Raw genomic sequence first — 24386 nt, forward strand, 5'->3', positions numbered from 1 at the left:
GCGGCCCGCTATTCCCATATCCGATCGAACCGCGCACCCAGGCCGGTGAGCAATTCATATTGCGAGAGTCCGCTCAGCGCCGCGGTTTCGGGCAGGTCATAATCGATCGCTACCCAGTCGCCCTCGCCCAGCGACGGGGCGGCATCGACGCACAACGCGGTCAGGTCCATCGACACGCGACCGACCACCGGCAATGCCGCCTCCCCCGCCCGGCCGCAACCGCGATTCGAGAAGCAGCGCAGATAGCCATCGGCATAGCCGAGGTTGAGGATCGCCACCTCCATCTCGCGCGGCGCGGTATAGGTGGCGTTGTAGCCGATCGTCTCCCCGGCGGCGACGCGACGGCGCTGGAGGATCTGCGCCTCGGGCGTGACGACCTGGCGGATGCCGGCATGGCCGCTGCGATAGCGCCCGCCATACAGCGCGATGCCGGGCCGGGTGAGATCAAAATGATAGTCCGGCCCCAGCGCGATGCCGGCGCTGTTCGCCAGGCTCATCCGCCGCGCGGAGGTGCGGCCGGCCATGGCGGCGAAGCGATCGCGCTGACGGGCGTTGAGCGGCACCTCTTCGTCGGCGGAGACGAGGTGGCTCAGCAGCGTGTCGATCTCCAGCCCGTCGAGCAGCCCCGCGCTCACCTGTTCGGGGGCGACGCCCAGGCGGTTCATGCCGGTATCGACCATCACGTCGCATCCCCCTCCACCGGCTTCGCGCCAGCGCCGCACCTGTTCGGCACTGGCGAGCACCGGGCGGGCATTGGGCGGGCGATCGGCCATGTCTTCGGCACGCACGCCATGCAGAACGGAAACGGCGACGCCCAGATCGGCAAGCTCCCTCGCCTCGGCCCAGGTGGCGACGAAGAAATCGCGGCATCCCGCCGCCGCCAACCGCGCCGCCACGCCGCGGGCGCCCAGGCCGTATCCGTTCGCCTTCACTGCGGCACCGCACGCCGCGCGGCCGCTAAGGCCGGCGAGCAACGTCCAGTTCGCGGCAAGGGCGGCGGCATCCAGCCGCAGGCGCAGGGGAGAGCAGTTCATCCCCCGCCGGTTAGCGCCCCCGCCCGCGCAATGCCACCGTCTCCTTCAGCCCCAGCATCGTCACCACCAGCGCCATCGCCACCACCGCCATCGTGTACCACAGCCCGGCGACCGGGTTGCCGGTGCGCGCGACGATATATTGGCTGATGAACGGCAGGAAACCGCCGAAATAGCCAGTGCCGATATGATAGGGGATCGACATGGAAGAATAGCGGATGCGCGACGGGAACATTTCGCTGAGCAGTGCCGCCACCGGGCCGAAGGTCGCGCCGCACAGCGCCATCAGCACCGTCATCGCCACCAGGATCATCGCGATGTCGATCGCCGCCGGCACGATACGATCGAAATTATAGCCCGCATCCTTCAACGCGGCATCCACCGCAGCGGGATCGGTCTGCTGCACCACCTGCCCGCCAATCGTGACGACGACACTGGGCGCCTTCTGCGTCGTGTAGACTACGCCGCGCTTCGACAGATGATCGAGCATCCGGCCGCACGCATCGGCCTGGGTCGGCGCGAACGGATCATAGGCGCAATGCGGACCGAACACGACCACCGGCGCACGGATCGCCGCCTTGGCGAGCCCCGGATTGGCAGCACTGCCGATGACGTAGAAGCAGGGGAACAGCAGCAGCAGCGTGAGCGCATAGCCGATCGCGATCGGCGGCTTGCGGCCGACCGTGTCCGAAATCTTGCCGAACAAGATGAAGAAGCCGACACCGATCATCGCGCCGGCGCCCGTGATCAGTTGTGCCGCCGTCTGGTCCAGCCGCATCGGACCGGACAGGAAGGACAGCACCGAAAACATCGCGGTGTACCAGATCACGGTCAGCCCGGCCGCGATGCCGAACAGCGCGACGAACAGCCGCCTTTTGTTGCCCGGATAGGTGAAGCTTTCGAGGAACGGATTCCCGGCCGTCTCGCCCGCTTCCTTCATCGCCTTGAACACAGGGCTCTCGGACAGCTTGAGGCGCATCCACAGCGAAATACCGAGCAGGACCAGCGAGAACAGGAACGGCAGCCGCCAGCCCCAGGCGTCCCAGACGGCGGCGAACCCCAGCTTGAACAGCAGCACCACCACCAGGCTCAGGATGAAGCCGCCAACCACACTCGCCTGGATGAAGCTGGTGTGGAAGCCGGCGCGGCCCGGCGGGGAATGCTCGGCGACATAGATCGCCGCGCCGCCATATTCGCCACCCAGCGCCAGACCCTGCGCCACCCGCAGCAGCAGGATCAGGATCGGCGCCGCCGCCCCGATCGTCGCATAGCCCGGTACCAGCCCGATGCCGGCGGTCGCGAGGCCCATCACGGTGATCGTGACGAGGAAGGTGTATTTCCGCCCCATCCGATCGCCCAGAAACCCGAATAGCACCGCGCCGAGCGGCCGGAACCCGAACCCCACCGCAAAGGTGGCCCAGGACAGCAATGTCGCCAGCGTTTCGTTGCCGGAGGGGAAGAAGGTGCGCCCCAGAATGCCGGTGGCGGTCAGCGTGCCCCAGATAAAGAAATCATACCATTCAAAAACGGTCCCCAGCGACGACGCGCCGATCACCATCCGCATCTCATCCGCCGTGGGTTCGCCAACCGCGTCCGTCATCTCTACCTCCCCTTGCCGACGGCGTTCTACAGCATTTGTGAAAACCGTCGAGCGGATGCGGCGAGTGCATGGGCAAGGCTCATGCGGAAAGAAACGCATCCGGTTCGCCCGGATAAGGCGGGGATCCTCGCGGATGGCCGACCCCATCTGCGGCATCGCGTACATCTCGAGGGTTTTTCTACCAAGGTGCATTGAAACGGACCCATCCTGCCTCGCGCCGTCGTCCCGGCTTTCGCCGGGGACGGCTTGGAGAGTAGCGATGGGTTCATATCCCCGCAGCTTGGTTGTGCGACACTTTCCGCTGGGGATAATAGCGTCCGTTCCCGATCTTGTTCGGCGACGACGGCCGTTTACTTCCGCGCCACTTTCCATGACCCCTAGTATCGAAGCATCGAAATCGATCACATCGAAATTAAGGGGCAAGACGATGCCAGGAGGCGATACGCAACAATCTAAGCGGCGACGCCTAGGTTCGGCGCCGCATGGGGCAGCGCAACAACAGCGCGAACGCAGTTTGCCGAACCTGCGGGGACTGGATGAGACCCGCGCCAGCCTGAACGTCAGCCCCACGGTACGCGGCTTGGCAACAGACAGACAGATACTCAACGCGAAAAATGCGCGCGGCGAGTACGACTGGTCGAGCTTTCGTGGGACTTTGACGGATACGGACGAAACCAATGGCCGCGGAGAGCGGGGGGCGCGAACAGAAGGACGCGGTGCCGAAATTGAGGGGGGTCAACATGGAAAGTCCGTCGTCATCTGGGGCCCGATCGACCCTTCAAGTGGTGAAGGGACATCCATGAAGGCGACGATTGGCCCAGATCATAATCTTGGGTCACCGCCGACAAACGATGCAGCCAAAAAGAGGGTACAGGCCTTCAACATCATTTCTCCCGACAAGAATGCATACATTGCCGGTCATCTGTTGGCCGAAAAGCTCGGCGGCCCCGGTAGCGACCCTCGCAATCTGACCGCGATTACGCGCAGCGCAAATGCAGAGCATTCCACTGAAATTGAAAAGCCAGTCCGGAAAATGGTAAACCTTGAAGGTTATTGGATGAATTATAGTGTTATCGTGGAATATAAAACGAAAAATATCAGATTAGATTCCCGTAAGGCACGTGCGCTTACCCAAATAGGCGCATCAGGAATAAAAGTTACACGCAATATTGCAAAAGTAATATATGCCAGCAAGCTTGAAACTTCCTGTTCTCAGTTAGATAACTCTGGAAAACCTGCTGGAAAACATTTTTCCGCAAATATCAATATTCCACCGCCCTCGGATAACACAAAGAGTGAAGCAGTCATCGCCTCCATAGGCGATTCCGACGATGGCAGCGACGTCATCAAAACGAATATAGGTCACAGCGACCTGGTTCTAACGGAAACAAGTGAACTCCGATCAAGCGCTAATACTCGCGAAACGCTTGTAAAATATATTGAAATACTTGAAGAACAAGTTAAGGCCGAGTATGACAGGGGATATCAGGACGGGTTACGTGCAAGAGAGGAACAAAATCCAACTGTTGGCCAAAAGCGAAAACACGAATATGTTTCGTAGCTATCTCGTCACGATCAATAGATTCGGGCATTACCGCTACAGCACGCCCATTCAAGCCCCTTTGGCAATGGCGCGTGGCATCAATAGCTAGAGCATTTTCAAGTTGACCGTTTACGGTCAACGGCTCGGAAAATGTGGCAATCAACAACTTAGAGCGTCTTCACCCAAGGTGAAAACGCTCTAAGCGCGCACTCCTATCGCCGTGGGCGCGCGCGGCATTCTATCTGGAAGAAGGGCTGGCACATTAGCCACCAATCGCTTCCAGCGCCTCGCTCGCTTCCATCCACACCAGCTCGGCCGCTTCCAGTGCGGCAGCGGCTTCGGCGCGGCGCTTCATCAGGTCGGTCATGGTCAGCTTGGTCAGCGCGGCTTCGGCATTGGCGGGATCGAACATCGCCTGGTCCAGCGATTTGATCCGCTGGCCCAGCGTCGCCACTTCGGCTTCAGCGGCCTTGGCGGCCTTGCGCAGCGCCGTGCTCTTTTCGCGCGCTTCGGCGGCGGCCTTGCGGGCTTCCTTGCGATCGGCCTTTGACGCGCCGCCCTTGGCGCCGCTCGAGTCCTTCGAAAGCACGAAGCTGATATAATCGTCCAACGTGCCGTCGAACTCGCGCGCGGTGCCCTGGTCAACCAGCACCAGCCGATCGGCGGTCATCTCCAGCATATGGCGATCGTGGCTGACCACCACCACCGTGCCGGTATAGCCGTTGAGCGCCTGGATCAGCGCCTCGCGCGCATCGACGTCCAGGTGGTTGGTCGGCTCGTCGAGGATCAGCAGATGCGGCGCGTCGCGGGTAATCAGCGCCAGCGCCAGCCGCGCGCGCTCGCCGCCCGAAAGCTTGCCGACCTTGGTCGTCGCCTTGTCGCCGGAGAAACCGAACCGGCCTAGCTGCGCCCGCACGGCGCCGGGGCTGGCGCCGGCCATGTTGCGGGTCATGTGCTGCAAGGGCGTGTCGTCGCGGTCGAGCTCCTCCACCTGATACTGGGTGAAATACCCCACCTTCATCTTGCCGCTGCAGTTGATCCCGCCGTCCATCGGCGTCAGCTGGGCGGCGAGCAGCCGGGCAAGCGTGGTCTTGCCGTTGCCGTTGCGGCCGAGCAGCGCGATGCGGTCATCGGGATCGATGCGCAGGTTCAGCCGCTGCAGGATCGGCGTGGCGCCATAGCCGACGCTGGCCATGTCGAGCGTGATCAGCGGCGGGCGCAGCTCGTCCGGATTGGGGAAGTCGAAGCTGAGCGAGGGATCGTCGACCAGCTCGGCGATCGGCTGCATCCGCGCCAGCGCCTTTTGCCGGCTCTGCGCCTGCTTGGCGGTGGAGGCGCGGGCCGAGTTGCGGGCGATGTAATCCTGCAGCTTCTCGCGCTCGGCCTGCTGCTTGGCGCGGGCGGCGGCGAGCTGGGCCTGGCGCTCGGCGCGCTGGCGCTCGAACGCGTCATAACCGCCCGGATAGAGCGTCAGCTTGCCGCGCTCCAGATGCAGGATATGGTCGACGACATTGTTGAGGAAGTCGCGCTCGTGGCTGACCAGCAGGATCGTCGCGGGATAGGATTTGAGGAAGTCCTCCAGCCACAGCACTGCTTCGAGATCGAGGTGGTTCGACGGCTCGTCGAGCAGCAGCAGGTCGGGCTGCGAGAAGAGCAGGCTGGCCAGCGCCACGCGCATCCGCCAGCCGCCCGAGAAGCTTTCCAGCTCGCGATGCTGCATCTCCTCGTCGAAGCCGAGGCCGACGAGGATGCGTGCGGCGCGCGAGGGCGCGGCATGCGCGTCGATCGCGATCAGCCGCTCGTGGATCTCACCCAGCCGATCGGGATCGTGGCTGGTCTCACTCTCCTCCAGCAGCGCAGCGCGCTCGACATCGGCCGCGAGCACGGTTTCGAACGGCGTCGCGGTGCCGCCGGGCGCTTCCTGCGCGATATAGCCGAGCTTGGCGCCGCGCGGCATGTCGATGCTGCCGCCATCGGGTTCGAGCTGGTCGGCGATCACCTTCACCAGGGTGGACTTGCCCGCCCCGTTACGGCCGATCAGGCCGATGCGTCCGCGCGGCGGCAGCTTGGCCGTGGCGTTGTCGAGGATCGTGCGCCCGCCGAGGCGCACCGTGATATCGGTCAGGTTGAGCATGATCGGCAGCCGCCTAGCGCAAGGCGGCCCTTCGCACCAGTCATAGGCCCGCTCGGCACCGAATTCCGGGGCACCGCCGGTGGAACAGCAAAAAGGCCCGGCCGGCTATGCCGATCCGGGCCTTCCCTCTCCGTCTCGGGAACGGGTTCAGGCGATCGCCCGCGGCCTGCGCCGACGCAGCGCTCCGCCGATCAGGCCGATCCCGGCAATCAGCAGCGCCCAGCTGCGCGGTTCGGGCACTGCGGACACCGATTGCGCGACATAGCCAGCCAGCGCCGCATCGCTGACGCCGAACACGTAGAACTGGTTGGCGCCGGCCGTGCCCGGCACGAAGTCATTGTCGTTGGCGATATACAGCGTGTGCAGCGTCTGGCCGTTATACACCACGTCCTGCCCGAAGCTGACGCCTTCGATCTTGGCCGGGATCGCCGCCTTGTCGACGCCGCGGCCGGTGAGTTCCGCCACCAGATCCAGGAACGGCGCCGCACCCTTCGCCACTGCCTTGCTGGCCGCGGCCGCGCCGGTGAGGCCGGTGATGTCGGTCGCGTTCTTCAGGTCGATGAGGAACAACTGCTTCACCTTGGCATTGCTGCCGTCGCCCAGGCCCTTGCCGTCCCGTTCGTCCACCAGGAACTGGTGGTCGTTCACCGCCACGATCTCGCTGACGCCCGATCCGGTGGTGAGCTTGTAGCCATATTCGTGGGTGGTGCCGGTGGCGATATCGATGGTGACGATCCGCACCATCTTGTTGCTCGCGCTGATCGCGGCGTCCTGGGCCAGCGGCGCCTGCAGGATGCCGACCAGCGTCTTGCCGTCGGGCGTGATCGCCAGCCCTTCCATGCCCTTGTTGGCAACGCGTCCGCTGGTGTTGCCGCTGATCTCCACATCGCCCTGCGGCGAAAGCGTGGTGGCATAGAGTTTGCCGGGCAGCGGGAAGGTCTTGATCAGCGCGCCGGTCGCGCGATCGAACTGGCGCACATAGGGGCCATATTCGTCGGAGATGAAGACGCTCTTGCCGTCGTTGGAAACGCGGATCGCTTCCGGATCGAAGCGGCCGTCGGCGGGGTTGCCCGAAGTGCCGGCACCGAAATTGTCCGAACGACCGCTGAAATAATATTTGCCCGCACCATTCACCATCGGCGCGCCCGAACCCAGCGGGCTGCCATCGCTCCGGGTGCCCAGCCCGGCGCCGCTGCCATAGGTCAGCGCGGTCGGGCTATAGAGCAGCGTGGTCTTGGTCAGCTGCGGCGTGAGGGTGAAGGGCAGCGCGCCGCCGGCACTGGCCGTCAACGTCATCGACAGGGTGTGGAAGCGGCTGATGAACGAGGTGGTATCGTCGACCGCCGGATTATAGGCAGTGGCGTTGGGGCCGCGATCGGGCACCGCCAGGAAGGTGTTGCCGCCCGCATAGCTGAGGCCCGATCCGATTCCCCCCAGCACATTGGCGGGAAGCCCGTTCTCCAGCGTGTAGCCAAGGCCCGAGAGATCCCTGCCCGCGCCCGCCGCGCTGCCGGTGAGCCGCCCTTGCGCCAGCAGGACCAGCTGCGCATGGGCGGGCAGGATCGCCGCGCAGGACAGCGCGAGCCCAAATGCGTATTTCCGAAGCATGACATCCCCCTCGATCGCCGGACTCCGACGTTAATATATTTTTAACCGCATCAGATGACGCCGGCGTGACAGCGCCCTGTCCCCTTGCCAGGGTTGCGACCGCCGCGCGGCAGGCGTAGCCGACGGGAATGACCGACTCCGTTCTTGCGTTCGCCGATGCCCAGCTCGACGCCAGTGTCGAGCGCCTCGCCGCGCTGATGCGCGTGCCCTCCGTCTCCACCGATCCGGCCTATGCCGCCGAATGCCGCCGCGCCGCCGAGCAGCTCGCCGCCGAACTGGCCGAGCTCGGTTTCGCCGCCCGCGTCGCCGACACGCCGGGCCACCCGATGGTCGTCGCGCACCATGACGGCGACGGGCCGCACGTGCTGTTCTACGGCCATTACGACGTGCAGCCGGTCGACCCGCTCAACCTGTGGACACGCGACCCGTTCGATCCGTGGATCGATACCCGCGCGGACGGATCGAAGACGATCGTCGGCCGCGGCGCATCGGACGACAAGGGCCAGCTGCGGACCTTCGTCGAGGCGTGCCGCGCCTGGAAGGAAACAGAGGGCCGCCTGCCCTGCCGCGTCACCATCCTGTTCGAAGGCGAGGAAGAATCGGGCTCGACCAGCCTAGAGCCGTTCCTCCACGCCCATGCCGAAGAGCTGAAGGCCGATTTCGCACTCATTTGCGATACGCTGATGTGGGACCGCGACACCCCGGGCATCACCATCGGCCTGCGCGGCATGGCGGCGGGCCAGGTGACGGTGCGCGGGCCTTCGCGCGACCTCCACTCCGGCCTGTACGGCGGCGCCGCGCGCAACCCGATCCAGCTGCTCGCAGGCATTCTCGGCGAGATGAAGGACGCCGATGGCCGGGTGACGCTCGACGGTTTCTATGATGGCGTGCCGGACACCGATCCGACCGTGCTCGAAAGCTGGAACAAGCTCGGCTTCGATGCCGGCGAATTTCTGGGCGAAATCGGCCTGCGGGTGCCGGCCGGCGAAGCGGGCAGGACCGTGCTCGAACAGGTCTGGTCGCGCCCGACCGCCGAGATCAACGGCATCTGGGGCGGCTATACCGGTGAGGGGTTCAAGACCGTGATCCCGGCCGAGGCGCACGCCAAGGTGAGCTTCCGCTTGGTCGGCACCCAGGACCCCGATCAGGTCTGGGACGCGTTCCAGGCGCATGTCCGCCGCCGCCTGCCCGAGGATTGCACGGCCGAGTTCGAGAGCCGCGGCCCCGGCAGCTTCGCGATCAGCCTGGCGAGCGACAGCGGACCGCTGGTGGCGACGCAGGCGGCGCTCGATGCCGAATGGGGCAAATCGGCCCTGCTCGGCTGCGGCGGGTCGATTCCGGTCGTCAACTCTATCCGTTCGATCCTGGGCATGGACAGCGTGATGGTCGGCTTCGCGCTGCCCGACGACAATATCCATTCGCCCAACGAGAAGTACGAACTGAAGAGCTTCCACAAGGGCATCCGTTCCTGGGTGCGCATCCTCGGCGCGCTCGGCGAAACGGCACGGGCTCGGGCCGAGGCGGTAATCGCCTGAGAATCATTGACGTCGGCGGGCGGAAGCAGGATAGCAGGGCATGGTTCCCCTTTCGTTCGCCGGCCATGAACTTCGGGCGCTGCCCGAAGGTGCGCTCTATTGGCCGGCGCGGCGGGCGCTGCTCGTCGCCGATCTCCATTTCGAGAAAGCGAGCTGGTTCGCGCTCGGCGGCCAGATGCTGCCGCCCTATGACACGCTGGCGACGCTTGCTGCCATTACGGCGCTGGTCGATCGGCTACGGCCAGCGGAACTATGGTGTCTGGGGGACAGCTTCCACGATGCCGATGGCTGCGAGCGCCTGCCCGCGCAAGCGCGAACGATGCTGACGGCGCTCACCGCTGGCCTCGCCTGGCACTGGATCACCGGCAATCATGATCGTGTGCTGACCGATAGCTGCGGCGGCGTGGTGCACACGGAAGCGCTGGTCGACGGACTGGTGCTGCGCCATGAGGCGCTGGCGGGCGAAACGCGCCCCGAACTTTCGGGCCATTTCCACCCCAAGCTCCGCCTCACGATCCGCGGCCGGCACGTCGCCCGTCGCTGCTTCGTCGCGACGCAGCGCAAGCTGATCCTGCCCGCGTTCGGCGCGTTGACCGGCGGGCTGGACGCAGGACATCCCGAAATCGTGCGCGCGGTGGGGCCCGGCGCCGAGGCGCTGGTGGCCACCGAACACAAGCTGCTGCGATTCCCGCTGGCGGCGTGATCCCTGCCCGCCACCAGGGAAATCACACCTGCCTCACGAACATTTCGCCTCGCCCGAACCCATCTTGCTGACCTCGCACTTCGCGCCGCCGCGCAGTTCGACGTCGCCCGAACCCATGATGGCGATGCTGGCCGCACCCGGCACGTTCGCGCGCACATTGCCCGAGCCTGCGATCGAAATGTCCGCCGTCCCCGCCGTCAGGTTCTCGCCGCGCATATCGCCCGATCCCGCGACGGAAACGTCCAGCGACTCCGCCCGTCCGGCCACGGTGATGTTGCCCGAGCCGGCGATCGACAGCGACGCCTTGTTCGCCGATAGGACCGCGATGTCGAGGTCGCCCGATCCGGCGACGGCGCCATCGAAGGCGCCCTCAGCCCGCTCCACGCGCATCGTGCCCGATCCCGCCACCGTCGCGTTGGTGAGCTTCGGTATCACGACATGGATCTTCACGCCGCGATCGTCGCCGCCCAGCCAGCCGCTCCGGCTCTTGCGGGATACCTTCAGCGTCTTGCCGTCCAGGCGGATGTCAAGCTGATCGAGCGCCTTGGGGTCGCCCTCTGCCACCACTGAAAAGCTGCTGCCGGCACGGACATCGATATCGTCCGATCCCTTGAGCGCGACGCCGGTGAAACCGCTGGCTGCGAAGCTGCGGCTGCTGCCGCTGCCGGTCGCTCCCACCTTGGTGCCGCTGTTATCCCAGCCCGCATTGCAGGCAGTGGCGAATGGCAGCAGGGCGAGGACGGACAGCAGGCGCATGGCGAAATATCCTTCATTGTGTATTGCCGGAATAATACACGATATCCGCGTAACGAAAAGGGGGCGTGGCCGCTTTGGCCCGCCCCCTTTTGCTCCGACCCGTTCCGCGCCTCAGGCGGGAACCTTGTCCTTGTTGTGGATCGCTGCGGCCTTGCGCAGGATATCCAGGATCTTCTCCAGTGCCGCCGGCTCGGTCAGCTCTTCCATCGCCGCCAGTTCGCGGGCGAGGCGGCTGGCCGCGCCTTCGAAGATCTGGCGCTCGGAATAGCTCTGCTCGGGCTGATCATCAGCACGGAACAGATCGCGGACCACTTCGGCGATCGACACCAGATCGCCCGAGTTGATCTTCGCTTCATATTCCTGGGCGCGGCGCGACCACATGGTACGCTTGACCTTGGGCTTGCCCTTCAGCGTATCGAGCGCTTCGCGAAGCGTCTTGTCGCTGGAAAGCTTGCGCATCCCCACGCTTTCCGCCTTGTTGGTCGGAACGCGGAGCGTCATCTTCTCTTTTTCGAAACGCAGTACGTAGAGTTCGAGCTGCATTCCTGCAATTTCCTGCTTCTGCAGCTCGATAACACGGCCAACACCGTGCTTGGGGTAAACGACATAATCGCCGACGTCGAAGGACAGCGCCTTTGCAGCCATGTGCGAGGAACCTTTCGTGAATTACCGGCCCCGAGTGGATTGCGGAGCCCGTCCGAAACCGCGAAACGCGGCGGATAGGCTGGATCGGGGCATACGCTAGCGTCTCCGGGCGAAGGCGAGTCTGAAGCCTCCGTCTCGGCCCTTTTAACATGGTCGTAATAAAATTACCAGCCAAACGTCACCAGCGCCGCGCAGAAAACTGCACGGCGCGGTTGCATTCCCGTCGGAGAAAGCGCTGCGCAGGATGCGCAGACGCGGCGGATCAGGATCCGCTGCCGGGGTTCGGCGAGAAATACTTGTCGAACTTGTCGGTTTCGGCCTTCATCGCATCGGCATCGGCCGGCGCTTCGCCCTTGGTCGTGATGTTCGGCCACTGCTCCGAATAGGTCCGGTTCAGCTCGAGCCACTTTTCCAGGCCGTTTTCAGTATCGGGCAGGATCGCTTCGGCCGGGCATTCCGGCTCGCAAACGCCGCAATCGATGCATTCACTGGGGTTGATGACGAGCATATTCTCGCCTTCATAGAAGCAGTCGACTGGGCAAACCTCGACACAATCCATGTACTTGCACCGGATGCAGGCGTCGGTGACGACATAGGTCATGGGAGTAGCGGTCCTTGGTTGCGAACGATCAATGCGGGGCCCTGCTATGCGCGGCAGGGGCCTACGTCAATCGCCGGGCATGTCCTGAACGCCACGATCGGTGACGAGATCCTCGTAACAGCCCCGTGCTTCGCCCGGCGGCCCCCTGCGGATCGGCAGCGCGGCGACACGCAATACCCGCACCTTGCCCAGAAGCGGAAAAGCGAGAATCGCGCCGACCCGCACCGGCGCGGCCGAACGCTCCACCCGGCGGCCGTCGATCCGCAGCAAGCCCTTTTCGCACAAGGCCTGCGCGGCACTGCGGGTCTTCACGATCCGCGCGTACCAGAGGAAGCGATCGAGCCGCATGGCCGGACCATGGCCCTGGGGATCAGCCATTGCGAAGCGCCGCCAGCGCGGCAAAGGCGTTGCCGGGCACTGCCGCCGGCTTGGGCTTAGCGAGCGGGGTAAGCCCCTGCCAGATCCAGCGCTGCGGTGCATCGGCATCGCCACGCGCGGTGCGGAAGCCAAGCTGCGCCATCAGCCGCGCGATGGTCTCCGGCTTGAGGCCGATCGAGGTGGCGAGCGCGGGATCGGGCGCGAAGGGCTTGCGCCCCTGCCGTGCCTCGTGCGCCGCGCGGGCGATGCGCTCGACCAGATCGACCCGCACCGCCTGCGCACCGAACGGGCGGAAGCCATGCGCGAGATCGGCACCCTTCGCATCGCGCGGCAGCACCACCGCCGCATCGGGCGGCCCCTGCTCCAGCCCCATCAGCGCCCGGCGCCGGGCAGCGGCGCGCGGCTTGAGCAGCGCGGGGGCGAACAGGTCCAGCGTGCCGATCGTCATGCCGATCGTGCGCAGCCGGTGCCGGGCGGGACCGTCCAGCCCCTCGATCATCGTGCCGGCGGCCCTGCGGGGCAGCAGTCCGCCCTGTTCGAGCAGCGCGTTGGCCAGCGCGCGCAAGGGAGCCCCGGCCGCTTCCTCCCGCGTGATCGCATCCAACTTGGCGAGCACCGGCAGGTCCGCGGCGACCCGTTCGCCGAACCAACGCTCCAGCCGCGCCTGCGCCGCCGCCTTGGCCTGCGGATCGAGCACGTCGAGCGCGCGATCGAGCTGCACCCGCGGCCGGACAAGATTCGCACCGGGCTTGAGCAGCGCGACATCGTGCCCGCGCCAGTGAATGGCGCTGCCGACCTGCGCCAGTTCCGCATCCGGCGCCTCGGCCAACGCCGATCCACGGCGGCGATATTCGCCCGCCAGCCGCTTCTCGGCAGCGGCGAGCAGCATCCGCTTGTCCCCCGCCCGCGCCTCGGCGGCGACCTTGAATCGGAAGCCTTCGAGCGTACCGAGCGGATGTTCCTCCACGCTCACTTCGCCTTCGGGTCCGATCGTCACCGGCAGATTGGAGGCATCCGCCCCGATCTGGCGGAGCAGCACCGTGGTGCGCTTGTCGACGAAGCGCTGGGTGAGGCTGGCGTGGAGCGCGTCGGACAGCTTCTCCTCGATCGCCCGCGTCCGCTCGGCCCAATGGGCGGGTTCTTCCAGCCAATCGGCGCGGTGGGCGATATAGGCCCAGCTGCGCGCGGCGGCGATCCGCCCGGCGAGCGTCTCGACATCGCCGCCCATATTGTCCAGCCGCTGGATCTCGTCGGCGAACCATTGGTGCGGCACATGCCCGCGCCCTTCGGACAGATGCCCGAACAGCCTTCCTACGAAGCGCGCATGCGGATCGACGCCGAGCTTGCGGAAGTCGGGCAGCCCGCACGCGGCCCAGAGCCGTGCGACCATCCGGGGATGCCGAACCCGATCCCGGACCCAGCTTTCTTCGGACAGCCGCTTGAGCACGGCGAGGTCGGTCGCCTGCGGTGCGGCGTGCAGCACCTCGTCCTCTGGCTTGCGCTCCAGGCTGGCGATGAGCGCGTCGATGCTGTCGAAATCCGGCTCACCCTCGCGCCAGTAGAGATGCTCTAGCCGGGGCACCTGGTGCCCCTCGATCGCCAGCACTTCCTCGGGCGTGAAGGCGCTCGGACCCTCTTCGTGCAGCGCGCCGAAGGTGCCGTCCTTCTGGTGACGGCCGGCGCGGCCGGCGATCTGCGCCATTTCGGCGATGGTCAGCCGCCGCTGGCGGCGGCCGTCGAACTTGTGGAGCGAGGCGAAGGCGACATGGTGGACGTCCATGTTGAGCCCCATCCCGATCGCGTCGGTGGCGACAAGATAATCGACCTCGCCCGCCTGGAACATCGCCACCTGGGCGTTGCGGGTGCGCGGGGACAGCGCCCCCATCACCACCGCCGCGCCGCCGCGTAAGCGCCGCAGCGTCTCCGCCACGGCATAGACTTCCTCCGCCGAGAAGGCGACGATCGCCGAGCGGCGCGGCAGGCGGGAAAGCTTCTTGGCGCCGGCATAGCTGAGCGTCGAAAACCGCGGCCGGCCGACAATCTCCGCCTCGGGCACCAGCGCCTTGAGCATCGGCCGCAGGCTGTCCGAGCCGAGGATCATCGTTTCCTCGCGGCCGCGCGCGCGCAGCAGGCGATCGGTAAAGACATGGCCGCGCTCCGGATCGGCACCCAGCTGCGCCTCGTCGAGCGCGACGAACGCGGTCTCGCGCTCCAGCGGCATGCTCTCCGCCGTGCAGCAGAACCAGCGCGCCTTGGACGGCAGGATCTTTTCCTCGCCGGTGATCAACGCGACTTCCGCCGGCCCCTTCATCCGGACGACGCGGTCATACACCTCGCGCGCCAGCAGCCGCAGCGGAAAGCCGATCATGCCGCTGGCATGGCCGCACATCCGCTCCACCGCGAGGTGGGTCTTGCCGGTATTGGTGGGCCCGAGCACTGCCGTGACGGGGGAACGCGCGAACTGGCTCATGTCACCTGCCAAGATCGTCGCCCGAGCGACGTTAGGCAACTCCCCCGTGCCAGCTTTTACGCCTGCGCATTCGGTTTCGGCCGATCCGGCCGGTTCGGCGCGGCTTCCGCACGGGTTGGCGCGTCAAAGGCGTGGCAGCCGCCAACTTAATTTGACTTTAAGCCTTCGATTCCAGACTGATTCGATGGACGCGTCGCTTGTTCGGCGCAATCGGGCATCAGGGGCAGCACCGCTTGTTCTTTCGCGACGATCATGGATCGGGCCTCGCCGGCGGCGGTGGCGGGCTGGCGCGCGCGATCCCCGCGGTGGTGCCGACGCGGATCGGCAAGCGGCTCGCGACACTGGACCTCGTCCCCGATCTCGGCGCCGACATCGGTTCCCGCACCTGGTTTCGCGGCGCTGCCACCTGTGCCGCATTGTGCGCCGCGACCTGGATGCTCTCGCCGGGTTTCGACCGGCCGATCACCGGTATCGTCCCCGCGCCGCTGCGCGGCGAGGCCGAACAGGCGCAGCAGGCCCAGGCGATCGCGCCGCTCTCCAAGGGCTCGCGCACTGGCGTCCATGTCGCCGCGACCGGCCTGGTCAAGCCGCTCGCCGATACGCCCGAACGCCCCATCATCGAGCATGAGGCGCGGCTCGCCAGCGGCACGATGCTGCGCGGCGTGCTGCTGCGCTCCGGCGTGGGCGAGGCGGACGCCGGGATCGTCGCGAGCCTGGTCGCCGGTACGATGCCGCTCGGCCAGATCCAGCGTAACACGGTGCTGGAAATGACGCTGGGCCGCCGCGCCGATACGTCGCAGCCGCGCCCGCTCGAGAAGCTCGCCTTCCGCGCCGCGTTCGATCGCCGGATCGAAGTCACCCGCACCGGGGCAGCGCTGGCGATCACCTCGATCCCGATCGCGATCGATCGCACGCCGCTGCGCGTGCAGGGCCTGATCGGATCGAGCCTCTACCGCTCCGCCCGCGCCGCCGGCGCCCCTGCCAAGGCGGTGGAAAGCTTCCTGCGCACGCTCGCCAGCCGCGTCTCGGTGTCGAAGCTGGGATCGGCCTGCAAGTTCGACCTGATCCTCGGCCAGGCCCGCGCCGCGACCGGCGAGGTCCAATATGGCCAGCTGATGTATGCCGGCGTCACCGGCTGTGCGAACGGCGTCCAGCTCGCCCCCTGGGAGAGCGACGGCAAGACCGAATGGTTCGACGCCAGCGGCACCGGCAACAAGACCGGCATGATGACGATGCCGGTCAACGGCCGCTTCTCCTCCGCCTTCGGGATGCGGATGCACCCGATCCTGGGCTTCACCCGGATGCACAAGGGCATCGATATCGCCGCACCCTATGGCTCGCCGGTCTATGCCGCGGTCGACGGGGTGGTCCGCGTGGCAAGCCGGTCGGCCGGCTATGGCAATCTGATCCGCATCGATCATGGCGGCGGCTTTGGCACCGGCTATGCCCATCTGAGCAAGATCATGGTCCGTCCCGGCCAGTCGGTGCGCAAGGGCCAGCAGATCGGCCGCAGCGGCAATTCCGGGCTGTCGACCGGCCCCCACCTTCATTTCGAGACGACCCGGAACGGCCAGGCGGTCAATCCCCGCGCGGTGTCGTTCGTCTCGGTCCGGCGCCTGACCGGGGGTGCGCTCGGCGCATTCCGGGCCAAGCTGCACAGCCTGCTGGCGGTGCCGGTCGGCCACGGCGCGCAGCAGGCAGACGCCGAGTAGGCGCTACCGCCCCCGCGCGCGCCAGCGGCTCAGAATCGCCGCCAGAGCGCCCCCGCACCCCAGCCGAACAGGAACGATACGCCCACGGCGACCAGGCCGTAGAGGATCGACTGTTTCTCGGCGCTGGTGGCGACGAACTGCTCGAAGCCGGATTTGCGGATCTCGATTGGCCGCACCGCCGCCGCCAGCACACGGCCGTCGCGGATCAGGAAGGTTTCGGCGGTGAAACGCCCCACCGGCACTCGCGCCGGAATCGTCAGTCGCGCGCGATAGAGCACCCCATCGGTGATCTCCACCGCGCGCGGCGCCTCGTAGAAAAGGCGATTGCGCCGCTTGAGATCGACAAGGCCGCGATCGAACCGTGCCTGCACTTCGGGTGCGGCGGCCGAAGCGGGCGACAATTGCAGGCTGTCCAGCCCCAGTTCGTAAATGGCGCGGGTGCGTTCGTCGACCAGCTCGCCGATCGGACGCGACGAAGCGATGGCATAGAAACTGGGCGCAGAGCGATAGCGCATCTGATCGGCGTTCACCCAGATCCCGGCAACCTTGCTCTTTTCGCGGACCAACACCGATTCGGTCGGCCCCTTTACAACCACCACGACATCGGCCGGCTTCTCGCCCGCAGCCGGCGCGCGGCCGCCCGGATAGAGGATCGCGCCGAACAGCAGCAGTTCGGCGCCGGTGAAGCTGTAGGCGATTTCAATGTCGCGCTGGGATACGTCCGGCACCAGTTCCGGCTTGGCCTGCGCCATCAGCAGCGGGGCCAGCAGCGCCAGAAACCCCGCCCGTCTCACGCAACCGTCACCGAATAGATCTCGTCGGGCCGCCAGGCGAGGCCGAGCAGCATCCGCGCCGCGACCGTCAGCACGATCACCGCCAGCAACAGGCGCAGATATTCGGGCCTGGCCCTGGCCGCGAATCGCGCGCCGAGCTGCGCACCGATCACCGATCCCAGCAGCAGCAGGATCGCCAGCACGATATCGACCGCCTTGGTGGTGGTTGCGTGCACCATCGTCGCCACGGCGGTGGTGAACAGCGTCTGGAACAGCGAGGTGCCGACCACCGTCTGCGTGCCCATGCCGAGGATGTACAGCATTGCCGGCACCAGGATGAAGCCGCCGCCGACGCCGAGTAACATGGTGAGGATGCCGGTGAAAAAGCCAAGCAGCAGCGGCGCGAGCGGCGAGATATACAGGCCAGATGCATAGAATCGCCAGCGGAAGGGCAAGGCCGCGACCAGCGGATGATGGCGCCGCTTGCGCGCCTTCGCCACGGCGGCCCCGCGCGATACCCGGATCGCGCCGATCGATTCGCGGAACATCAGCCCGCCGATCGATCCGAGCAGCAACACATAGAGCACGCCGATCACGACATCGATCTGCCCCATCGCCTGCAATATCTTGAACAGCCAGGCGCCGACCATGCTGCCCAGCACGCCCCCGGCGACGAGCACCCCGCCCATCTGCAGGTCGACGCCCTTGCGGCGGAGATGCGCGAACACGCCGGATACGCTGGCGCCGGTCACCTGGCTGGCGGCGGAGGCCGCGGCGACGGTTGGCGGAATGCCGTAGAAGATCAGCAGGGGCGTCGTCAGGAAACCGCCACCGACCCCGAACATGCCCGAGAGCAGGCCCACGCCAAGCCCGAGGGCGACGATCACCAGCGCATTGACCGACAGGTTCGCGATCGGGAGGTAGAGATCCATGCGCGCCCAGCTCTACTCGCTTTAAGCATCGCTGCGAAAGGGCGAAGGGACGACATTTTCGCCCGCTATGTCTGTTTGGAACTGCGCCATGGCGCGTCCTTCGGCCGTTCAGAAATCGCTGCCGATCGACAGCGCCAGGCCCGAACCGGGGCGGCCATCGCCGGCAATGCGTTGCCGCCAGTCGAGCGCGATCCTGGCGCGGGAGGCGCCCAGCGGTACCCCCACGACCAGCGACGGCCCGGCATCCAGCCGCCGGGCCTCGCGCTGTGCCGCGCCCCACAAGCCGGCCCCGGACGAAACATCAATGCCATGCCCCTCGAAGAGCCGCCGGATCAGGCGCCCGGCGCCGTCGACATACGGCGCCGGCCGGCCGCGCAGGATCACCCCCGCCTGACCATAGGCTTCGATGCGCAACCGCGGGCCCAATGGGTGATCGATCCCGAAGATCACGCCGACGCCACTTCCCCCGGCGCCGCCATCCAGCGGAATGCGCCGCTCGACGATCAACCGGATGGGGCGTGCAACCTGCCATTCCAGTCCGATCGCGGCTTCCGCCCCCCGGCCCGCGAGCGGCCCCGCCACCCGTCCCACCGCCGCGATCGGCGTCTCGCTGCCCAGCGGACGGACGATCCGCAGGCCATATTGGCTCCCGCCGATCTGTCCGGCGCCGGGCACCGCACCGATGCCGCTGCCCGGTCGCGCCACCAGCCACAGGCTCGCCCGCCAGCGATCATACCGCCGGGCGACGACCGGCGGCGGCGGTGGCGCATCCGGCACGATCCGAGCCTTGGGCCCGGCCGGCACGGGGTCCGGCGCGGCGATGTCGGCGGGCCGCGCAAGCAGCACCGGCAAGCGCCCGCCGGCCGGCGGCGGCAGTGGCGAGGGCGACCGGTGTAGCGGTGCGGCGTCGGGCTGCCACCGCACAACATTCCGAGAGACGGAACTGCCATATGCGAGCGGCGGGAGCGGAGTCATGCGGGGGTGCGCCACTCGTCGCGACGGACCCGGCGGAACGAGCGGGGCCGGAAGCTCCGCCGCCGGCATCAGCATCATCGCACGCAAGCCGATCCACGCCAGCACCACCCCCCCGACGAATCGCAAGGGCCGGCCACTTCCCGGGCGGTTCATGCGGCAGCCGGATCGGCGCCCCCGCCCATTCCGGGAAAGTGATGCGCGGTCTTGTCCCACCGCAAGGGTCCGCCGCGCAACAGGCCGATATAGATCCCCAGCGCGCGCCGGGCAGCGAGCAGCGCGATCGCATTCGCCACCAGCATCCTGGGAATCGACCAGAGCGCTTCTCGCCAGCCATGGCCGCTGCCGACCAGCAGTACGCGCATCAGCAGCCGCCAGGCGAGCAGGCCCGTATTGACGAGCAACAGCACCGCCGCCCAGCCCTCAAGGCCGGGTGGCGAGGTGCCGGCCGCCAGGTGGAGGCCGCCGGAGATCGCCCAGAGCACCAGCGCGCCATAGGCAAGCGCGAGCACCGGCATGGCGAGCGTGACCCGCCGATCGCGCATCCGCATCCAATGATCGCCCAGCTCGCGCCAGCGCGCCCAGCCGGTGCGATCCCAGCCCGCCAGCGCGATGCCGGCCATCCACCGGGCCTTTTGCCGAACCGCGGTCGACAGCGTCGCTGGAAAGAAGGCCCGTACCGCGACCAGCGTGGCTTCTTCGCCGCGCACGGCCCGAACGAACACGCATGGCGCCCCCATTGCGCGTAGCGTGATGCCAAGCTCATAATCCTCGGTCAGGCTGGCCGCGTCGAACGGCACCCCCCGAAGGTCGGCGATACGCTGCACCAGATCGCGGCGAATGGCGCAGCCCACCCCGGCCAGCGGCATACTGGCGCGCAGCAATTGCCGCACCGGCAGGGCCATCCCGTGCGCCTGGGCGAACTCGTCGAGATAATGGCCCGAGACCATGCGCGAGCCGGACGCGACGAGCGGCACCACCGGTAGCTGCACCGCGCCATGCATATCGAGATAGGCGGAAAAGACCCGCAGCTCCGCGGGATCGACAACATCCTCGGCATCGTGCAGCACGATCGCATCCACCCGCGCCTGCTCCACCGCTTCGTCGCGCAGCAGCGCGCGCCACAGGCTGTTCAGGCAGTCCGCCTTGGTGGTAGGCCCGGGATTCGTGCCGACCACGAGCCGCACGCGCGCGTCCTCCGCCGCCACCCGCGCGACGGCGGCGATCGTGGCGGCGTCATTGGGATAGGTCCCGACATAGATACGGTAGGTCGCGCAGGGCCAGCGCTGCAAGGTCGACCGCAACATCGCCTCGATCACCGCGGATTCGTCCCAGGCAGGTACGAAGATCGCGAAACGTTTCGGCGCGCGGCCCTCCAGCGCGTCGGCCGAGACATGGCTTTGACGAAAAAGCCATATCCTAGCGATGTAGATCGCATCCATCAGCAGGTCATCGACGCCACCGATCGCCATGAACACCGCCGCGAAAAGCGTTACTTCCCGCGCCAGCCAGTCGATTGCCCCAATCATCATCGCATCCCCCCGATGACTCCGAAACGGACGGGGCGACGATTCCTTTCACAGACCGCAAGTTATCGTCACAACCCCCGAGAAGGATATGAGAAAAACTGCAGGAACGTCCATCATTTCGAAAGCTTAATGATCCACTTCCGATGCAACTATTGGCAGATTCGCCGGATATATCGGCGGGCCGCGCAGCGCGCCGGCGCAGGTGGTTTGAAAGAAAGGAACATTACGCCGGCGGCGCCGTTACGGCGCACGACATTCCTTTCGGATGCCCCCGCACCTTCGATCCGGCCGGGCGCAGCTTCGCCCGGCCGGATTCTTTTCATGCCCGTCTAGCGATAGAAGCCGGGCAGGACGCGGATCACCCTGCCGTAGCGCGGCTCCACCAGCAGCATGTCGCCATAATGGCGGACCCATACCCGGTGCATCCCCGCCGGCGGCAGGTGATACCGCCAGGGATCGGCGATCACATAGCGCGGCCCGTAATAGACCGGTCCAATCCTGGCTCCCGGCTGAAACCGGGAATAGCCAAAGGGGGCGCGCCACGATCCGCGCGCATAGAGATCGCCATGCCGCTCGCGCCAGGCCCGCCAGTCATTTTCCGCCCAGCGGCGCTCACGATCGCGCAGGTCTTCGCGATATTCGCGATGCGCCTCGCGCAGGTCCCGACGTTCCTCATGGATGCGTCGCGGATCGCCGGTGCGTTCGGCGCGGATCAGGTCGCGCTCCGCCTTGCGGATATCATGGACGTCGCCGCGCAACTCCGCGCGCGACTGTGCCGATGCCCCGATCGGCAACAGCATCGCGGGCATCGCGACTGCCGCGAGCAGCGCGGCGGTGACAAGCTTTCTCATCTGCGTCTCCCTTCCAACCGTCCCGGCCCGTCACCGGGCCGGCATGGGACGCAGCATGGCGGCAGGCGGCTGAACCGTGCTGGAACCGGACAGTCAGCCGCGGGAAAGCTCTGAATTACGGGCCGGTATTACCGCCGCCGCCTGCGCCGCCAGCGCCCGGCGCGCCCACGGTGCCGATATTGCCGAACAGATCCCGGAAGAAGCTGCGGCCGCGCCCCAGCGTCGGCGTCGTCTTGCCATAGGGGCTGATCGATGCCGCGAGTTCCACGCCCGTTTCGTCCACCGACGCGACATTCCCCGACGCGTCGAAGCGGATGCGCAGCGTCGTCTGCGTCTTCACGCGCGGATTGCGGAAGGCGAAATTGCTGCTGTCGCGCGAGACGTAGAACCACTCGCCTTCGTTGAACTGGCTGGTGAAGCTGGGCTGACCGAGCGTCTGCGCCACGGAGTCGCGGGTATCGATGCCAGGCTGCACCGACGCGACCAGATCGTGATCGACGACATAGCCCTGATGCGTCCGCACCGGCGTACAAGCGGTGGTGCCGAGCACGACCAACAACGCGGCGGTGCCGAGCGTGCGAACGGGAAGCGACATCAGGATCTCCAGGCAAACACACAGGCAACGCAGGGGCCCCCGGATTGCATCGCGGGCCGAACGCCTCAATATGCGGCAAAATGCGGCCAAACAAGGTCGCTTCCCGAGGAAGGCACGAACAACGGCGATGCGAATGCTCCAGCGGCTCTTCGGCCGGCCCGATCGCGGCACGGCGCCGCAGCTCTATGCGGGCGTGGTGGCGCGCGGCCGGGCGCCGCACTGGTACACCGACGGCGCGGTACCGGACACCGTCGATGGCCGGTTCGACATGATCGCTGCGATCCTCTGCATGGTCCTGCTGCGGCTCGAAGCGGAACCGGCGGGCATCCCGACCAGCACCGCGCTGGCGGAATGCTTCATAGACGATATGGACGGCCAGTTGCGCGAGATCGGTATCGGCGACATCATCGTCGGCAAGCATGTCGGGCGGATGATGGGCATGCTCGGCGGTCGCCTCGGCGCCTATCGCAGCGGACTGGCCGAGGGCGACCTCGCCCCGGCCCTCGTCCGCAACCTCTATCGCGGCACGGCCCCGGCGCCGTCCGCCCTCACCCATGTCACGGCGCGGCTGCGCGCCTTTCGCGATGCGCTGGCGGCGATCCCGCTCGCGCGTGTGATCGCAGGAGAACTGCCCGAATGACCGACCCCGAATTTTCCCGTCCCCACCGGCTCGACCAGATCGGCGCCGGCGAAAGCGAGGTTCGGATCGCCGCCGAGGATGCAGAGCGCGCCGCGCTCAGCCGCCGATTCGGCCTCAAGGCGATCGATACGCTGGAAGCCTCCTACCGCCTGCGCCGCGACGCGCAGGGCGTGGTGGCCCGCGGCCATCTCTCGGCGCGGCTGACCCAGGCCTGCGTCGTCACCGGCGATTCGCTGCCGGCCAGGGTGGAGCAGGATTTCGCAATCCGCTTCGTTCCCGAGCCCGCCGCCCAGGGCGAGGACGAAGTGGAGCTGACCGAGGACGAATGCGACACCGTCTTCTATACCGGCGGCACGATCGATCTGGGCGAGGCCGCCGCCGAGACGATGGCGCTGGAACTCGATCCCTATCCGCGCAGCGCGCGCGCCGCCGAAGTGCTGCGCGACGCCGGCGTGAAGAGCGAAGAAGAAGCGGCGCCGGTCAATGCGCTGGCGGGACTGAAGGATCTGCTCGCCAAGAAGTGAGCCGCTGCGGGCGGGTGGCAAGCAGGTACGCGGCCGCGCCAAGCGGAGGACGTGGGCCTGCCATCCGAAACGCGCGACGACCGGCAGGCGCAAGCGGTCAACGATCGATGCCGATGCCCCGGGCCAGCAGCTGCGCCACAACCTCGGCGATCGCCTCGGGCGGGCTTTCCTCGTCCCATACGCTATAGCGCAGGCCGAGGAACACGTTCATCCCCATGATCGCCCAGGCATGAATTTCGCTCACCTCGTCGCGCAGTTCGCCGCGCTCGGCACCGGCGCGCAACCGGGCGGCGATGCGTTCGGCGGTGCTGGCATAGTGATGGCGGAAGCTGGCGGGATCGACGAACTCCGCCTCGTCGATGATGCGGTAAATTTCCTTGTGGGTGCGCGCGAAGCCGATGAACGCCTGCAACGCCGCCCGTTCCGCATCGATCTGGTCGCGCGCGCCCCGTAGCGAGGGCGCGACATGGTCGCGCACCTGGTCGCTCATGTCGCGAACCAGCGCGCGGAACACTGCGTCCTTCGAATCGAAATAGGTGTAGAAGCTGCCCAGCGCCACGCCCGCGCGGCGCGTGATTCCGCTGATCGACCCTTCGTGGAACCCCTTCTCGCCGAATTCCGCCGCGGCGGCGTCCAGGATGGCGCGAAGCGTGCGCCGTCCGCGCTCGGTGCGCGGGACCTTGCCCTCGCTCGCAGCAGCGCCCGCATCCGCTCCGGAAGTGGCCGAAATGCCACGCTCCTCCGCCTTCATCCGCCTCCCCTTTCAATCCTAAGTTGAAACCCGGTTCAGGTTTCAGTATAACTTCCCATAACGGCTTACAACCCACGTCAACGATGGGTTGCACCAGGGGAGG

The 24386-nt window shown here is 66.7% G+C and carries 21 protein-coding genes and 2 pseudogenes; 6 read left to right on the forward strand and 17 right to left on the reverse strand.

The window, feature by feature from the left end; translation table 11 throughout:
* Window positions 1–8 precede the first annotated feature (8 nt).
* Window positions 9–1034, reverse strand: coding sequence for an alanine racemase (locus tag DD559_RS00160; protein ID WP_116467412.1), 1026 nt, complete (start codon window positions 1032–1034; stop codon window positions 9–11).
* A 10-nt stretch (window positions 1035–1044) separates the two neighbouring features.
* On the reverse strand, window positions 1045–2631 hold the full coding sequence (locus DD559_RS00165) for an MFS transporter (protein WP_116467413.1): 1587 nt from the start codon (window positions 2629–2631) through the stop codon (window positions 1045–1047).
* A gap of 370 nt (window positions 2632–3001) precedes the next feature.
* Between DD559_RS00165 and DD559_RS00170 the strand changes: the two genes are divergently transcribed.
* Window positions 3002–4192 carry a DNA/RNA non-specific endonuclease gene (locus DD559_RS00170; RefSeq protein ID WP_165830939.1) on the forward strand — a complete coding sequence of 397 codons (1191 nt, stop codon included), beginning with the start codon at window positions 3002–3004 and terminating at the stop codon, window positions 4190–4192.
* Between the two features lie 244 nt (window positions 4193–4436).
* Here the strand turns inward: DD559_RS00170 and DD559_RS00175 are convergent, their stop codons facing one another.
* From DD559_RS00175 to DD559_RS00180, 3 genes and pseudogenes are all read right to left on the reverse strand, one after another.
* Window positions 4437–6308, reverse strand: a complete 1872-nt coding sequence (locus DD559_RS00175) for an ABC-F family ATP-binding cassette domain-containing protein (protein ID WP_116467415.1) — start codon at window positions 6306–6308, stop codon at window positions 4437–4439.
* 147 nt (window positions 6309–6455) lie between these two features.
* A pseudogene (locus DD559_RS20430) lies at window positions 6456–6557 on the reverse strand (PEPxxWA-CTERM sorting domain-containing protein); the annotation flags it as partial.
* A 93-nt stretch (window positions 6558–6650) separates the two neighbouring features.
* A pseudogene (locus DD559_RS00180) lies at window positions 6651–7916 on the reverse strand (esterase-like activity of phytase family protein); the annotation flags it as partial.
* 128 nt (window positions 7917–8044) lie between these two features.
* Here DD559_RS00180 and DD559_RS00185 point away from each other — a divergent pair.
* On the forward strand, window positions 8045–9451 hold the full coding sequence (locus DD559_RS00185; RefSeq protein WP_116467417.1) for a M20/M25/M40 family metallo-hydrolase: 1407 nt from the start codon (window positions 8045–8047) through the stop codon (window positions 9449–9451).
* 40 nt (window positions 9452–9491) lie between these two features.
* The gene (gene pdeM / locus DD559_RS00190) at window positions 9492–10154 is read left to right on the forward strand and encodes a ligase-associated DNA damage response endonuclease PdeM (RefSeq protein WP_116467418.1); all 663 of its coding nucleotides are present in this window, start codon (window positions 9492–9494) and stop codon (window positions 10152–10154) included.
* Between the two features lie 33 nt (window positions 10155–10187).
* On the opposite strand, the gene DD559_RS00195 is transcribed toward pdeM, so the two are convergent.
* The 5 genes from DD559_RS00195 to DD559_RS00215 form a co-directional block, all read right to left on the reverse strand.
* Entirely contained in the window at window positions 10188–10910 is a 723-nt protein-coding gene (locus DD559_RS00195) for a head GIN domain-containing protein (RefSeq protein ID WP_116467419.1), read from the reverse strand.
* A gap of 111 nt (window positions 10911–11021) precedes the next feature.
* A complete protein-coding gene (locus DD559_RS00200; RefSeq protein WP_116467420.1) occupies window positions 11022–11555 on the reverse strand; it encodes a CarD family transcriptional regulator in 534 nt (177 codons plus the stop codon).
* A gap of 262 nt (window positions 11556–11817) precedes the next feature.
* Window positions 11818–12156 carry a ferredoxin FdxA gene (gene fdxA, locus DD559_RS00205; protein ID WP_116467421.1) on the reverse strand — a complete coding sequence of 113 codons (339 nt, stop codon included), beginning with the start codon at window positions 12154–12156 and terminating at the stop codon, window positions 11818–11820.
* Window positions 12157–12222: 66 nt separating this feature from the next.
* On the reverse strand, window positions 12223–12534 hold the full coding sequence (locus DD559_RS00210; RefSeq protein ID WP_116467422.1) for an RNA-binding S4 domain-containing protein: 312 nt from the start codon (window positions 12532–12534) through the stop codon (window positions 12223–12225).
* Entirely contained in the window at window positions 12527–15004 is a 2478-nt protein-coding gene (locus DD559_RS00215; RefSeq protein WP_116467423.1) for a helicase-related protein, read from the reverse strand. Before DD559_RS00215 ends, DD559_RS00210 begins: the two co-directional genes overlap by 8 nt.
* Window positions 15005–15237: 233 nt before the next feature.
* On the opposite strand from DD559_RS00215, the gene DD559_RS00220 reads away from it, so the two are divergent.
* Window positions 15238–16716, forward strand: coding sequence for a M23 family metallopeptidase (locus tag DD559_RS00220; RefSeq protein WP_116470605.1), 1479 nt, complete (start codon window positions 15238–15240; stop codon window positions 16714–16716).
* Between the two features lie 29 nt (window positions 16717–16745).
* On the opposite strand, the gene DD559_RS00225 is transcribed toward DD559_RS00220, so the two are convergent.
* From DD559_RS00225 to DD559_RS00250, 6 genes are all read right to left on the reverse strand, one after another.
* Complete coding sequence (locus DD559_RS00225; RefSeq protein ID WP_116470606.1) at window positions 16746–17468, reverse strand: TIGR02186 family protein; 723 nt, start codon at window positions 17466–17468, stop codon at window positions 16746–16748.
* Between the two features lie 38 nt (window positions 17469–17506).
* Window positions 17507–18421, reverse strand: a complete 915-nt coding sequence (locus tag DD559_RS00230; RefSeq protein ID WP_116467424.1) for a sulfite exporter TauE/SafE family protein — start codon at window positions 18419–18421, stop codon at window positions 17507–17509.
* 108 nt (window positions 18422–18529) lie between these two features.
* Window positions 18530–19273 (reverse strand): hypothetical protein, encoded by a 744-nt coding sequence (locus DD559_RS00235; protein WP_133243750.1) that lies wholly within the window; start codon window positions 19271–19273, stop codon window positions 18530–18532.
* Window positions 19274–19545: 272 nt separating this feature from the next.
* The gene (locus DD559_RS00240; RefSeq protein WP_116467426.1) at window positions 19546–20925 is read right to left on the reverse strand and encodes a glycosyl transferase family protein; all 1380 of its coding nucleotides are present in this window, start codon (window positions 20923–20925) and stop codon (window positions 19546–19548) included.
* A 326-nt stretch (window positions 20926–21251) separates the two neighbouring features.
* Window positions 21252–21773, reverse strand: a complete 522-nt coding sequence (locus DD559_RS00245; protein WP_116467427.1) for an RcnB family protein — start codon at window positions 21771–21773, stop codon at window positions 21252–21254.
* Window positions 21774–21888: 115 nt separating this feature from the next.
* Complete coding sequence (locus DD559_RS00250) at window positions 21889–22368, reverse strand: outer membrane protein assembly factor BamE (protein ID WP_116467428.1); 480 nt, start codon at window positions 22366–22368, stop codon at window positions 21889–21891.
* A gap of 127 nt (window positions 22369–22495) precedes the next feature.
* On the opposite strand from DD559_RS00250, the gene DD559_RS00255 reads away from it, so the two are divergent.
* Both DD559_RS00255 and DD559_RS00260 read left to right on the forward strand, forming a co-directional pair.
* Window positions 22496–23008 (forward strand): ubiquinol-cytochrome C chaperone family protein, encoded by a 513-nt coding sequence (locus DD559_RS00255; RefSeq protein WP_116467429.1) that lies wholly within the window; start codon window positions 22496–22498, stop codon window positions 23006–23008.
* The gene (locus tag DD559_RS00260) at window positions 23005–23532 is read left to right on the forward strand and encodes a YceD family protein (protein WP_116467430.1); all 528 of its coding nucleotides are present in this window, start codon (window positions 23005–23007) and stop codon (window positions 23530–23532) included. The genes DD559_RS00255 and DD559_RS00260 overlap by 4 nt, the downstream gene beginning before the upstream one ends.
* A gap of 97 nt (window positions 23533–23629) precedes the next feature.
* Here the strand turns inward: DD559_RS00260 and DD559_RS00265 are convergent, their stop codons facing one another.
* A complete protein-coding gene (locus DD559_RS00265; protein WP_240610061.1) occupies window positions 23630–24283 on the reverse strand; it encodes a TetR/AcrR family transcriptional regulator in 654 nt (217 codons plus the stop codon).
* Between the last annotated feature and the right edge of the window lie 103 nt (window positions 24284–24386).

The sequence above is a fragment of the Sphingomonas pokkalii genome (genome assembly GCF_003096275.1).
Lineage (GTDB): Bacteria > Pseudomonadota > Alphaproteobacteria > Sphingomonadales > Sphingomonadaceae > Sphingomonas > Sphingomonas pokkalii.

Coding starts and splice junctions, on each gene's coding strand:
- DD559_RS00255 (WP_116467429.1), top strand. CDS start 22,496: ATGCGAATGCTCCAGCGGCTCTTCGGCCGGCCCGATCGCGGCACGGCG.
- DD559_RS00170 (WP_165830939.1), top strand. CDS start 3,002: ATGACCCCTAGTATCGAAGCATCGAAATCGATCACATCGAAATTAAGG.
- pdeM (WP_116467418.1), top strand. CDS start 9,492: ATGGTTCCCCTTTCGTTCGCCGGCCATGAACTTCGGGCGCTGCCCGAA.
- DD559_RS00245 (WP_116467427.1), bottom strand. CDS start 21,773: ATGAGAAAGCTTGTCACCGCCGCGCTGCTCGCGGCAGTCGCGATGCCC.
- DD559_RS00160 (WP_116467412.1), bottom strand. CDS start 1,034: ATGAACTGCTCTCCCCTGCGCCTGCGGCTGGATGCCGCCGCCCTTGCC.
- DD559_RS00200 (WP_116467420.1), bottom strand. CDS start 11,555: ATGGCTGCAAAGGCGCTGTCCTTCGACGTCGGCGATTATGTCGTTTAC.
- DD559_RS00210 (WP_116467422.1), bottom strand. CDS start 12,534: ATGGCTGATCCCCAGGGCCATGGTCCGGCCATGCGGCTCGATCGCTTC.
- DD559_RS00165 (WP_116467413.1), bottom strand. CDS start 2,631: ATGACGGACGCGGTTGGCGAACCCACGGCGGATGAGATGCGGATGGTG.
- DD559_RS00250 (WP_116467428.1), bottom strand. CDS start 22,368: ATGTCGCTTCCCGTTCGCACGCTCGGCACCGCCGCGTTGTTGGTCGTG.
- DD559_RS00225 (WP_116470606.1), bottom strand. CDS start 17,468: ATGGCGCAGGCCAAGCCGGAACTGGTGCCGGACGTATCCCAGCGCGAC.
- DD559_RS00175 (WP_116467415.1), bottom strand. CDS start 6,308: ATGCTCAACCTGACCGATATCACGGTGCGCCTCGGCGGGCGCACGATC.
- DD559_RS00195 (WP_116467419.1), bottom strand. CDS start 10,910: ATGCGCCTGCTGTCCGTCCTCGCCCTGCTGCCATTCGCCACTGCCTGC.
- DD559_RS00265 (WP_240610061.1), bottom strand. CDS start 24,283: ATGAAGGCGGAGGAGCGTGGCATTTCGGCCACTTCCGGAGCGGATGCG.
- DD559_RS00185 (WP_116467417.1), top strand. CDS start 8,045: ATGACCGACTCCGTTCTTGCGTTCGCCGATGCCCAGCTCGACGCCAGT.
- DD559_RS00240 (WP_116467426.1), bottom strand. CDS start 20,925: ATGATGATTGGGGCAATCGACTGGCTGGCGCGGGAAGTAACGCTTTTC.
- DD559_RS00260 (WP_116467430.1), top strand. CDS start 23,005: ATGACCGACCCCGAATTTTCCCGTCCCCACCGGCTCGACCAGATCGGC.
- DD559_RS00215 (WP_116467423.1), bottom strand. CDS start 15,004: ATGAGCCAGTTCGCGCGTTCCCCCGTCACGGCAGTGCTCGGGCCCACC.
- DD559_RS00230 (WP_116467424.1), bottom strand. CDS start 18,421: ATGGATCTCTACCTCCCGATCGCGAACCTGTCGGTCAATGCGCTGGTG.
- fdxA (WP_116467421.1), bottom strand. CDS start 12,156: ATGACCTATGTCGTCACCGACGCCTGCATCCGGTGCAAGTACATGGAT.